The following is an 11,601-nucleotide window of genomic DNA, read 5'->3' on the forward strand; positions in this document are numbered from 1 at the left end:
TCCTGGTGTGAACTCTGCCTGTTCGACCACGCCAGGAGCCGGCCAGCCGCGCGTCGGCCCCGACGCAACGTGACACACCCCTCATTCAGGTGCAATTGCGGGAGTCTATGGGTAAAGCGCTCAAGATCGTTGATCTGTCGCGATCCGTGCACACACCGTTATGCGAGCGTCCTCGCCGGTGCCGTGTGCAAAGCTGAAGTGCGTGGTGGACGAGGACGCGGCCGAGCGGGGCCGACGCCTGCTGGAGCGGGTGCTCGCCGGCGTGCCGGCGGGCGAGTCGCCCCTGACCCACGTCCGCGATCTCGCCGGGCGTGTCGCGCAGACCGCGCCGTGGCCCGAGTGGGCGTCGCCCGAGGTCGTGACCGCGTTGCGCGAGCACGGCGTGCCCGAGCCCTGGTCGCACCAGGTGCGGGCCGCCGACCTGGCGAACTCCGGGCGGCACGTCGTGCTGGCGACGGGCACCGCCTCGGGGAAGTCGCTGGCCTACCAGCTCCCGGTGCTGAGCCGCCTGCTCGACGAACCGCGCTCCACCGCCCTGTACCTGTCCCCCACCAAGGCGCTCGGCGCCGACCAGCTCCGCTCGATCCGCGAACTCGGCCTCGCCGGCGTGCGGGCCGCGTCGTTCGACGGCGACACGCCGACGGCCGAGCGCGACTGGGTGCGCGCCCACGCCAACTGGGTGTTCAGCAACCCCGACATGCTGCACCGCGGGGTGCTGCCCCAGCACTCGCGCTGGGCCGGGTTCTTCCGCCGCTTGTCCTTCGTGGTCGTCGACGAGTGCCACTCCTACCGGGGCGTGTTCGGCTCGCACGTGGCGCTGCTGCTGCGCCGCCTGCGCCGGGTGGCCCGCAAGTACGGAGCGGACCCGGTGTTCGTGCTGGCCTCGGCGACGGTGTCCGAACCGGCCGCGTCCGCCACCCGGCTGCTGGGCGCGGAGTGCGTGGCCGTCACCGAGGACACCTCACCGCGCGCGGCGCGGACCGTGGCGCTGTGGGAACCGCCGCTGCTGGACGAGGTCTCCGGGGAGAACGGCGCCCCGGTGCGCAGGTCGGCGGGCGCGGAGACCTCCCGCGTCCTGGCCGACCTGGTCGTCGAGGGTGCGCGGTCGCTCGCGTTCGTGCGCTCCCGGCGCGGAGCGGAGCTGACGGCGCTGGGCGCGCGCCGCATCCTGTCCGAAGTGGACGCCGATCTGGTCGAGCGGGTCGCCGCCTACCGCGCCGGGTACCTGCCGGAGGAGCGCCGCGCCCTGGAGAGGGCGCTGTCGACCGGTGACCTGCTCGGGGTGGCGACGACGAACGCCCTGGAACTGGGCGTGGACATCGCCGGGCTGGACGCCGTCGTGGTGGCCGGGTACCCGGGCACGCTGGCGTCGTTCTGGCAGCAGGCCGGGCGGGCCGGGCGTTCGGGCGACGGGGCGCTGGTGGTGTTCGTGGCGCGCGACGACCCGCTGGACACCTACCTCGTGCACAACCCGGCCGCCGTGCTGGACCGGCCGGTCGAGGCGACCGTGCTGGACCCGGCGAACCCGTACGTCCTCGGCCCGCAGCTGGCGTGCGCGGCGGCGGAGCTGCCGCTGACGCCCGACTGCCTGGCCGAGTTCGGCGGGGACGTGGCCCGCGCCGTGCTGGACGACCTGGTGGCGGAGAAGCTGCTGCGCAAGCGTCCGCAGGGCTGGTACTGGACGTCGCACGACCGGCCGCACGCCGGAGTCGACATCCGGGGGTCGGGTGGCGAGCAGATCGTGGTGGTGGAGGGCGACTCCGGCCGGATGCTGGGCACCGTCGACCCCGGCTCGGCGTGCTGGTCCGTCCACCCCGGAGCGGTGTACCTGCACCAGGGCAGGTCGTACGTGGTGGACGAGCTCGACCTGGACAGCGGACTGGCCGTGGTGCACGACGAGGATCCGGAGTGGACGACGACACCGCGCGACGTCATCGACATCGCGGTGGTGCGGACGCTGGAGAAGCGCGAGTTCGACGGCGTGTCGGTGTGTCTCGGCGAGGTCGAGGTGACCTCGCAGGTGGTGGGCTACCTGAGGAAGCTGCCGTCGGGCCGGGTGCTGGACCAGGTCGTCCTGGACCTTCCGGCGCAGACGCTGCTCACCAGGGCCGTCTGGTACACGGTGAGCGACGAGCTGCTGAGCGGCAGCGCGCCGGGGGGCGCCGGTCTGGATCCGGCGCGCGTCCCCGGCGCGCTGCACGCCGCCGAACACGCGGCGATCGGCCTGCTACCGCTCTTCGCGACCTGTGACCGGTGGGACATCGGCGGGGTATCGACCGCCCTGCATCCGAACACCGGGGAGGCGACGGTGTTCGTGCACGACGGTCATCCCGGGGGAGCCGGCTTTGCCGACCGCGGCTTTGCCGCTGTTGTCCCGTGGCTGGTCGCTACTCGGGAGGCGATCGCATCGTGTGCGTGCCCGGCTGGCTGCCCGTCCTGCGTTCAGTCGCCGAAGTGCGGGAACGGCAACGATCCGCTGGACAAGGCGGGTGGAAAGGCCGTGCTGGACGTCGTGCTGGGGGCTGTCGGAGCGGGTGGAACCGACGCCCAGCACGGCCTGGTCCTGAACTCTCAGACGGACTCGGCGGCGACGAGCCGCTGAGCACCGCTGAGCACCTGGTCGTGGACGGCCTCGACCAGTGCGTCCTGCACGACGTCCGACGCGGGAGCGTTCCAGCCGCAGATCTGTGGCTTCACGCGCCAGTGCGCGACACCGTGCTGGAAGGGAGTGGGGGGAAGCGCGATGTGGTCACCGGCCGCGAAGAGCCGGACGTCGTCCTGCGCGGCCAGCTCGGCCCGCAGTTCCCGGCCGGACGCCACGAGGAACATCCAGCGGCCGGACGGGGTGGCGATGATCGGCACCGGGATGCCGATGGTGCGCAGCGCGGTCGCGGCGCGGCGGCCGAGGTCGGCGCTCACCTCGATCGCGTCGACGACGCGGCCGGTGGCGAGCAGCAGGCCGTGGGTGTTGCCGGCCCACCAGGTGGCGACCTCCTCGGGCTTCGCGGTGCCGACCCGGTCCTGCCAGTCGGCGTGCACGGGAACCGGGATCTCGTCGGTACCGGTCGGAGCAGTTCCCGGCATCACGGGCCAGCCGCGCCAGGCGAGGCTCACAGCCTCTGCCCTGAGCTCGATGCGGAAGGCCCCGCGCCAACTGTCCGACCAATCCATGTCCTGTCGCCTCCTCGTCCGTTCGCCGCACCGCTGCGGTGCTGCCACTCCAACTAACGACATCGACGGGGGCTCGGGTAACCCCCGGTCGGCAACTGGTAGCTCTGGAACGGCGAACGAAGGTCGGGTGAACGAGCGGCAGAACGGTCGACTTCCGCTGACCGAACGGCCCATCCCACGAACAGGGGGGTTGTGAGTCCGCTCACCGTGTGACGACGACCGTTCGTCGCGTCGAGCGGATCTCACGCTTCAGCCGGGCCTGCACGCGCGTTCGCGTTGGTCGTGCCGACGCCCGCGAGAGGAGCGGACAGCGCGACCGTCACCTCCCGTCCGCTCACCGCGCAGGAGTCCAGCGCCGCCCCCGTCCGCTCCGCCACCCACCGCGCCCGGCGGCACGCCTCCTCCCCACCGCCGCCGGAGGCGAGGGCTCCCGCGGCGGCGAGCGCGGCCAGGTCGGCGGCTGCCGTCACCCGGTGCCGCAGCACGACCGCCTCCCCGACCCGCACGCCGAGCACCACGAGGGAGAACAGCACGGCGAGGACGGCGACGGCGAACACCGTCGCCGATCCGCGATCGTCCCGGATCACGGCGCAGCTCCCGGCTCCAGCACGGCGTGGGCGGTCGCGGCCGGGGCCACGCCGGGCAGGAGAGCGCTGACCGGCCCGGCGCTCACCCGCACCTCCACCTCGTCGCCGTGCACGTGCACGCGCAGCGCCGCGCCGGGCGCGATCCGCTCCACCACCGGTCCGGCGCGGCCCGCCTCGCCGCGGGCGACGAGGCGGGCGGCCTCGCGGGCCGCGTCGGTGCAGCGGAGCTGGTCGAGCACCGCGCCGAACCCGGACGCGGCGAGCGTGAAGAACAGCACGATGCCGCACACCGCGACGGCGGCCTCCACCGTCACCGCGCCGCGGTCGTCCCTCACGTCCGGACCGACAGCGCCCGCTGCACGAGGTCGGCGAGCGCCGACGCGACGGTGTCGCCGCTGAGCACCACGTACAGGGCGGTGGCGACGGCCGCGGCGGCGAGCGTGCCGATGGCGTACTCGGCCGTGCTCGTCCCGGTGTCGCGGGCGAGGACGAGCCTGGTCCTGCGGAACATGTCGATCTCCATTCGTTCGGGGGGTGACACCTGATCGGGTGTCACCAGGTGGTCGTGAAGCGCTCGGCGAGACCGAGGACGACCGGGACGACGCCGAGGCAGAGGAACGCGGGCAGGAAGCAGGCGGCGAGCGGCGCGGCGACGAGCACCCCGGCCCGCTGGGCGACCGCCTCGGCCCGGTCGTCCGCCTCCGCGCGCACCCGGACGGCCAGGTCGGCGGCGAACCCCGCCAGCGCGGTCCCCGACCTGGCGGTGCGCCGCGCTCCCCGCGCGAGCGGGGCCGTGGCCGGGTGCTCCAGCGCCGGCGCCCAGGCGGTCACCTGGTCCGAGCCGAGGGCCAGCAGGTCCCCGACGCGGCGCAGGACCGCTCCGGCGTCCGGCGGCAGGGCCGGCACGACCGCGCGCACCGCCGTGGCCACGGGGAGCCCGGCGCTCAGGCACGCGGCGAGCAGGTCCCACCCGCCGGCGAGGACGAGCGGTTCGTCGGTGCGCGGCGGCGCGCGGCACGGCGGGGGTGCCGGTGGCGGGGGACGCAGCCGCCCGAGGGGTGGGCGGGCGGCGGGCAGCAGCACCAGCGCGGCGGCGAGCAGGGCGAGGGTCACGACGGCACCGCCCGGTCGGTGAGCCGCGCGCTCCACAGCAGTCCGGCGCAGACGAGCAGCGCGCCGAGGACCAGGAGCACCTGTCCGGCGGTGGTGGAGGACAGGACCCGCAGCGGTGCGGCTCCGCCGATCTCGCCGAGGAGCACGCCGAGCGGCGGCAGCCCGGCGAGCACGGCGGCGCTGGCCCTCGGCCCGGCCATCCTGGCGTGGACCTGCGCCGCGAACGCGACGCGGCGGTCCAGGTCGTGACGGACCGCGTCGAGGACGTCGGCGAGCGGCACCCCGTGGTGGGCGGACAGCGTCCACGCCCGCGCGATCCCGCCGAGCGCGGTGTGCAGCGCGGGCCGCCGCGCGGCGAGGTCGGTGAGGGCCGCGTCGACCTCACCGCCCAGCTCGGCGGTGGAGGCGATCACGTCGAACACCTCACCGGCGGGGACCTGCGCGTCCTGTGCCGCACCGCGGGCCGCGGTCGCCGGGTGGGCGCCCACCCGGAGTTCGGCGACGAGCGCGCCCAGCCCGGCGGCGACGGCGGAGGTGGCGGTGAGCCGAGCCCGGTCGGCGGCCCGCCCGCGCCACCCGCGCCAGACGACGGTTCCGACCAGGGCTCCGGCGAGGCCGCCCGCCGGACCGAGCAGCAGTCCCGGCAGCAGCCCGGCGAGCGCCCCACCCGGTCTCGGCAGCCGGAACCGCCGCGGCGCCGTGCGCCGCTCGCCGCCGAGCAGCATCCGCACCCGGACCGGCGCGGGGGCGCGCGGCACGAGCAGCAGGGCCGCGGCCACCAGCGCCGACGCCGTCCCGGCCGTCACCGGGACACCTCCGCGCCGCGCTCGGCCAGCAGGCCCAGCAGGTCGGCCGACGCTTCCTGCCAGCCCGACCCCCGCCGCAGGGCGGGCGCCACCTCCAGCACGTCGCCGCGGCGGCGGACCACACCGATCTCGGCGAGTTCCCTGGTGCCTCCCGGTCCTCGTCGCACGTGCAGCACGACCTGGAGCGCGGCGGCGGCCTGGCTGTGCAGGGCCGCCCGGTCCAGACCGCCGAGCGCGGCCAGCGCCTCCAGCCGGGCGGGCACCTCGGCCGGCGAGTTGGCGTGCAGGGTGCCCGCGCCGCCGTCGTGGCCGGTGTTCAGGGCGGCGAGCAGCTCCACGACCTCGGCTCCGCGCACCTCTCCGACGACGATCCGGTCCGGGCGCATGCGCAGGGCCTGGCGCACCAGCTGCCGCAGGGTGATCTCGCCCGCGCCCTCCACGTTGGCCGGTCTGGCGAGCAGCCGGACGACCTGCGGGTGGTCCGGGTGCAGCTCACCGGCGTCCTCGACGCAGACGACGCGCTGGTCGTGCGGGACGCAGCCGAGCAGGCTCGCCAGCAGGGTCGTCTTGCCCGAACCCGTTCCGCCGACCACGAGGAACGCCAGCCGCGCGGTGACGATCGCCCGCAGCAGGGCGGCCGTGGCGCGGTCGAAGGTGCCGAGGTCGCGCAGCGCGTCGAGGTCGTGGGCCGCCGGGCGGAGCACGCGCAGCGACAGGCAGGTGCCGGTGGCCGACACGGGCGGCAGGACGGCGTGCACCCTGATCGCCGCGCCGGGCAGCCAGCCGTCGGCGCAGGGCGCGGCCTCGTCCAGCCGCCTGCCCGCCGCGACGGCGAGGCGCTGGGCGAGGCGGCGCACGGACGCCTCGTCCGGGAAGCGGACGCCGGTGCGGCGCAGGCCGTCGCGGCCGTCGACCCACACCTCGTCCGGCCCGGTGACGAGGACGTCGGTGGTGCCGGGGTCGCGCAGCAGGTCCTCCAGCGGTCCGGCGCCGACGAACTCCTGGCGCAGCACGCGCAGGGCGTGCAGGACGTCGGAGTCGCCGAGGACACCTCCGGCTTCGCGGCGCACCGCGTCGGCGACGACGGCCGGGGTGATCCGCTGCCCCCTGGTGGCGAGGCTGCGCCGCACCCGGTCGACGAGTTCGGGGGTGCTCACGACATCAGCTCCCTCAGCACGGCGACGGCCGCCGTGGCGAGCGGTCCGCCGGAGCGGTCGGGGAACGTGCCGCGGTCGAGCGCGGAGGCGAGGCCCGGTTCGGGCCGCATGGAGGTGAGCAGCGGCAGGCCGATCGCCGCTGCCACCTGCTCGGACCGCAGCCCTCCGGGGGACGGCCCGCGCACCAGCACCCGCGGCCGGGCTCCGCGCTCCGCCGCGCGGCGGGCGACGCGGGCGGCGGCGGCGCAGGCGCGCACCTCGGCCGGTACGACGAGGACGGACAGGTCGGCGCGGTCCAGCGCGGCGCACGCGGCGTCGGTGAGCTGGCGCGGCAGGTCGCACACGACGGTGTCACCGCCGCGCCTGCCCGCCTCGACGACGGCGGCCACGGCGTCGGGTTCGGGGCCCGGTCCGTCGCGGTCGCAGGACAGGACGGTCAGTCCGCCGGACCCGCCCGGCAGCGCCGAGCGCAGCGCGGACGCCGCGACGCGCCCGCCGGACAGGCGCAGTCCCGGCCAGCGCAGCCCGGTCTCGCCCTCGACGCCGAGCGCGAGGTCGAGTCCGCCGCCCAGGGGGTCGCAGTCGACGAGCAGGGCGCGTCCGCCGGAGCGCAGCACGGCACGGCCGACTGCGGCGGCGAGCACGGAGGCGCCGGCTCCACCGCGTCCGCCGAGCACCGCGAGCACCCGCCCCGCGGCTCCGCCGGGGTGTTCGAGCACGTCGGCGAACGCCTCGACCAGCCACTCCTCGGCGTCGGGCAGGTCGAGGACGCGTTCGGCTCCGAGCGCCACGGCGTGCTGCCAGACGTCGTCCTCCGGCGGACCGGTTCCCACGAGCAGGACTCCCGCGCGCCGGGGGAGCTCCGCCCCGGCGACCGCGGCGGCGGCCAGCGCGTCGAGCAGCACGAGCGGCGCCGTGCTCCACGCTCCGCGCAGTGCGGGCACGTCCGGCACGCGGTCCACGGCGCAGCCCGCGGCGGCGGCCAGCCGCAGGACGTCGTCCAGCAGCGCGTCGTCGTCGACCAGCGCCACCGGCCGGCGCGTCTCGTCGTCCACGGTGTTCTCCCTCGGCGTTCGGCACGCCCCGCCGGAGCAGCGCGGGGCCGTGACCACCGTGGAACCTCGTGACCAACACCACAAGCATTCATGATCGACATGTGGACAGATCGAGGGCTGTGGACAGCTCCGGCTCCCCCGCAGGGGGATCGCCGAAATCGTCGGACCCCCGCGAGAGGATGGGGGGTTGGGCGCTCGCACGGGCTCGCCGGGCGCGGAAGAGCCTCGGAAACGGGGTGCGGGAGCAGGGCTCGACCGACCCCGGACATGGGACGACCCCCGCCAGGGGGGAGGGACGGGGGTCGTCATCGGTTCAGTCCCGGGGGGTCGGACTGAACCCGTCCGGCGAACCGGACCCTCCTACTGTATCCCCCTCGGGCCACCCCGTGCGTCTCTTCACCGGAGAAGACCCCCAGCAGTCTCCGATCGGTCGCGGTCCGATCCCGTCCGGAGGAGACGCCCCGCCGCGTCCGCGGGCGGACCAGGGGCCAGCACGCGGACCGCGGGTGCGCACCTAAGCTTGCCGGGTGACCGATCCAGGCAGCGGCGAGCAGTCCGCGCAAGGCAGCCGAGTCGCCGCGTTCTTCGACCTGGACAAGACCGTCATCGCCAAGTCGAGCACGCTCGCGTTCAGCCGTCCCTTCTTCCGCGAGGGCCTCATCAACCGCCGCGCGGTGCTCAAGAGCGCCTACGCGCAGTTCGTGTTCATGCTGGCGGGCGCGGACGCCGACCAGATGGACCGGATGCGCGCGCACATCACCGCGCTGTGCGAGGGCTGGGACGTCGAGCAGGTTCGCGCGATCGTGGACGAGACGCTGCACGACATCGTGGACCCCCTGGTCTACAAGGAGGCCACCCAGCTGGTCGCCGACCACAAGGAGGAGGAGCACGACATCGTCGTGGTGTCCGCCTCCGGCGACGAGCTGGTGGCGCCGATCGCCAGCATGATCGGCGCCACGCACAGCGTCGGCACGCGGATGGCCGTGACGGAGGGCCGCTACTCGGGTGTCGTCGACTTCTACTGCTACGGCGAGAACAAGGCCGTGGCGGCGCGGGAGCTGGCGGCCGAGCACGGCTACGACCTGTCGCGGAGCTTCGCCTACTCCGACTCCGTGACGGACCTGCCGCTGCTGGAGCTGGTGGGTCACCCGACGGTGGTCAACCCGGACCGGGGACTGCGCAAGATCGCGGCGCAGCGCGGCTGGCCGGTGCTCACGTTCTCCGACCCGGTGCCGCTGCGGTCGCGCATCCCCACGCCGTCCGGGGCGACCGTCGCGGCGACCGCGATCGGTCTCGGCGCGGCGGCCGCGGCCGGTGCCGCCTGGTACGGCATCAGGCGCCGCCGCAGGAGCTGAACGCTCCCGTGCACGACCGCCGCCCGCTCGGCGGTACCGGAGGCGAAAACCCCTGGCAGACAGCACCAACCGCTACTCACCGTGCCTTGACCGGTGCACTCGTCCGAGACCTTGATGTGATGCGCGCCACGACGTACAAATGAGGTGCGGACTTCGGGTCGGCCAGGGACGGAGCGGAGGAGAAGCACCGTTCACCCCGACAGAGCTCCGTGCGCGGACGCCGAGCACCCACGCGCAGCACGCCGCGGGAGGCTTGGTCGTCTAGGGCCTGCGTACCGGGACGCCGGACGCCGAGGCCAGATCTGTACGACATGAGTTGCACGCCTGGTAACTCGGTCGTCCGCGCGAGGGCGGTGCCCCCGGGGTCACGATCCGCGGGGCACCGCCCCTTTTTCACGCCCCCAGACGGGGGGACTACGGCGCTCGCACCGGACAACAGGCGCTTCGCGGGGCAGAATGCCACTCAGCGCGACCCGTCGACCCGCCGGAGTCACGTGGGTGACGTGGGTGACGTGCGGGAAGTTCTTCCTGATCGTGAAAAGTTTTCACACTCGTCTGGGAGGCGCCGTGCCCCGGCTCAGCAGCCCGATCGCCGGCCCGCTGCTCGCGGCGGTCCTGACCACGGCCCTGGCGGTGACGCCGGGCAGCGCGGTGGCGGAGTCCGACGCGACGCCGACGCCCCTCGACGCGTCGGCCGCCGCGTCCCGCCTGCTGCGGCACATGTCCCTGGAGGACAAGGTCGGCCAGCTCTTCGTCACGTGGGTGCACGGGCAGTCCGCCGACGAGGTCCACCCCGGCAACCAGCGGGACTTCGGCGTGGACACGGCGGCCGACGTGGTGCGGAAGTTCCACCCCGGCGGGGTCGTCTACTTCAACAACGCCACGCGGGACAACATCGACACGCCGCGGCAGGTCGCCGCGCTGTCCAACGGGCTCCAGCGCGCCGCTCTGCGCAGCGGCAGCCACGTCCCGCTGACCGTCTCCACCGATCAGGAGATGGGGATCGTCACCCGCATCGGGCCGCCCGCGACGCAGTTCCCCGGCAACATGGCGCTCGGCGCGGGCCGGTCCACCGCCGACGCGCAGCGCGCCGCCGCCATCACGGGCCGCGAGCTGCGCGCGATGGGCGTCAACCAGGACTTCGCGCCGGACGCCGACGTGAACTCCAACCCCGGCAACCCGGTCATCGGGGTCCGCTCCTACTCCAGCGATCCCGCGCTGACCGCCGAGTTCGTCGCCGCGCAGGTGCGGGGCTACGAGACGGGCGTGCCGGCGCGGACCGTGTCGGCCACCGCGAAGCACTTCCCCGGTCACGGCGACACCGAGCAGGACAGCCACACCGAGCTGCCGCAGGTGGACCGCAGCGTCGAGCAGTGGAGGCAGACGGACGCCCCGCCGTTCCGCGCGGCCGTCGCCGCCGGCGTCGACTCGATCATGACCGCGCACATCCAGATGCCGCAGATCGACCCGTCCGGCGACCCGGCCACGCTGTCCCGGCCCGTCGTCACGGGCCTGCTGCGCGAGGAGCTGGGCTACGACGGCGTCGTCGTCACCGACGCGCTGGAGATGGAGGGCGTGCGGAAGCTGCACTCCGACGCGGAGATCCCGGTGCTGGCGCTGAAGGCCGGTGTCGACCAGCTCCTGATGCCGGTGGACCTGGAGCTGGCCATCACCAGCGTGGTGAACGCGGTGCGGGGCGGTGAGCTGACCGAGGAGCGCGTCGACGCGAGCGTGCTGCGCGTCCTGCGGATGAAGCTGCTGCGCGGTGTGCTGAGCACGCCGCTGGTGGACGAGGCCGCCGTCGACCGCGTCGTGGGCACGCCGGCGAACCTGGCCGCGGCGAAGGAGATCACGGACCGCACGGTGACGGTCGTGCGCAACGACTCCGGAACGGCCCCGTTCGCGACGAGGCCCGGCTCGGTGCTGGTCACCGGGTGGGGTGAGACGACCGGCGCGGCGCTGGCGGCGGAGCTGACCTCCGCCGGGTCCCCGGCCACCCGGCTGACGACGGGGACGGCCCCCACCGACGAGCAGATCGCGGCCGCCGCGGCGGCGGCCGGTCAGGTGGACGCGGTCGTCGTGCTCACCTCGAACCTGTACCGGCAGCCCGCGCAGCAGAAGCTGGTGGACGCGCTGGTCGCGTCGGGTGAGCGGGTCGTCGCGGTGGCCGTGCAGAACCCCTACGACGTGGCGCACACCTCGGCGCGGACCTGGCTCACGACCTGCTCCTACAGCCCGGTGGTCGTCGGTTCCCTGGTGGACGTGCTGTTCGGGGAGGTGACGCCCGCCGGGAAGCTGCCGGTGGACGTGCCCGGCCCGACCCCGTACCCCTTCGGTCACGGCCTGAGCTGGTGACG

General features: G+C 74.8%; 11 protein-coding genes. 3 read left to right on the forward strand and 8 right to left on the reverse strand.

The features are described from left to right. The first annotated feature begins 178 nt into the window (after window positions 1-178). Window positions 179-2,602, forward strand: coding sequence for a DEAD/DEAH box helicase (locus IMZ35_RS26795; RefSeq protein ID WP_438816900.1), 2,424 nt, complete (start codon window positions 179-181; stop codon window positions 2,600-2,602). Here the strand turns inward: IMZ35_RS26795 and IMZ35_RS26800 are convergent. The 8 genes from IMZ35_RS26800 to ssd all read right to left on the reverse strand — a co-directional run bounded on the left by IMZ35_RS26800 (window position 2,572) and on the right by ssd (window position 7,889). Further along, on the reverse strand, window positions 2,572-3,171 hold the full coding sequence (locus IMZ35_RS26800; RefSeq protein WP_199443977.1) for a bifunctional DNA primase/polymerase: 600 nt from the start codon (window positions 3,169-3,171) through the stop codon (window positions 2,572-2,574). The two genes, IMZ35_RS26795 and IMZ35_RS26800, sit on opposite strands and share 31 nt — an antisense overlap. A 242-nt stretch (window positions 3,172-3,413) precedes the next feature. Continuing rightward, window positions 3,414-3,758 carry an Rv3654c family TadE-like protein gene (locus tag IMZ35_RS26805; protein WP_307868839.1) on the reverse strand — a complete coding sequence of 115 codons (345 nt, stop codon included), beginning with the start codon at window positions 3,756-3,758 and terminating at the stop codon, window positions 3,414-3,416. After that, entirely contained in the window at window positions 3,755-4,093 is a 339-nt protein-coding gene (locus tag IMZ35_RS26810; protein ID WP_199443978.1) for a TadE family type IV pilus minor pilin, read from the reverse strand. The genes IMZ35_RS26805 and IMZ35_RS26810 overlap by 4 nt, the downstream gene beginning before the upstream one ends. Beyond that, a complete protein-coding gene (locus IMZ35_RS26815) occupies window positions 4,090-4,269 on the reverse strand; it encodes a DUF4244 domain-containing protein (protein WP_199443979.1) in 180 nt (59 codons plus the stop codon). Before IMZ35_RS26815 ends, IMZ35_RS26810 begins: the two co-directional genes overlap by 4 nt. Window positions 4,270-4,310: 41 nt before the next feature. Next, entirely contained in the window at window positions 4,311-4,871 is a 561-nt protein-coding gene (locus IMZ35_RS26820) for a type II secretion system F family protein (protein ID WP_199443980.1), read from the reverse strand. Further along, a complete protein-coding gene (locus tag IMZ35_RS26825; RefSeq protein ID WP_307868841.1) occupies window positions 4,868-5,677 on the reverse strand; it encodes a type II secretion system F family protein in 810 nt (269 codons plus the stop codon). Before IMZ35_RS26825 ends, IMZ35_RS26820 begins: the two co-directional genes overlap by 4 nt. Beyond that, complete coding sequence (locus IMZ35_RS26830) at window positions 5,674-6,834, reverse strand: TadA family conjugal transfer-associated ATPase (RefSeq protein WP_199443981.1); 1,161 nt, start codon at window positions 6,832-6,834, stop codon at window positions 5,674-5,676. Before IMZ35_RS26830 ends, IMZ35_RS26825 begins: the two co-directional genes overlap by 4 nt. Further along, on the reverse strand, window positions 6,831-7,889 hold the full coding sequence (gene ssd / locus IMZ35_RS26835; protein ID WP_307868842.1) for a septum site-determining protein Ssd: 1,059 nt from the start codon (window positions 7,887-7,889) through the stop codon (window positions 6,831-6,833). Before ssd ends, IMZ35_RS26830 begins: the two co-directional genes overlap by 4 nt. A gap of 527 nt (window positions 7,890-8,416) precedes the next feature. Between ssd and IMZ35_RS26840 the strand changes: the two genes are divergently transcribed. Both IMZ35_RS26840 and IMZ35_RS26845 read left to right on the forward strand, forming a co-directional pair. Continuing rightward, window positions 8,417-9,244, forward strand: coding sequence for an HAD-IB family hydrolase (locus IMZ35_RS26840; RefSeq protein ID WP_199443983.1), 828 nt, complete (start codon window positions 8,417-8,419; stop codon window positions 9,242-9,244). A 498-nt stretch (window positions 9,245-9,742) separates the two neighbouring features. After that, on the forward strand, window positions 9,743-11,599 hold the full coding sequence (locus tag IMZ35_RS26845; RefSeq protein ID WP_438816901.1) for a glycoside hydrolase family 3 protein: 1,857 nt from the start codon (window positions 9,743-9,745) through the stop codon (window positions 11,597-11,599). The last annotated feature ends 2 nt before the right edge of the window (window positions 11,600-11,601 follow it).

Source organism: Umezawaea beigongshangensis, assembly GCF_016464305.1.
In the GTDB taxonomy this organism is placed as follows: Bacteria; Actinomycetota; Actinomycetes; order Mycobacteriales; family Pseudonocardiaceae; genus Umezawaea_A; species Umezawaea_A beigongshangensis.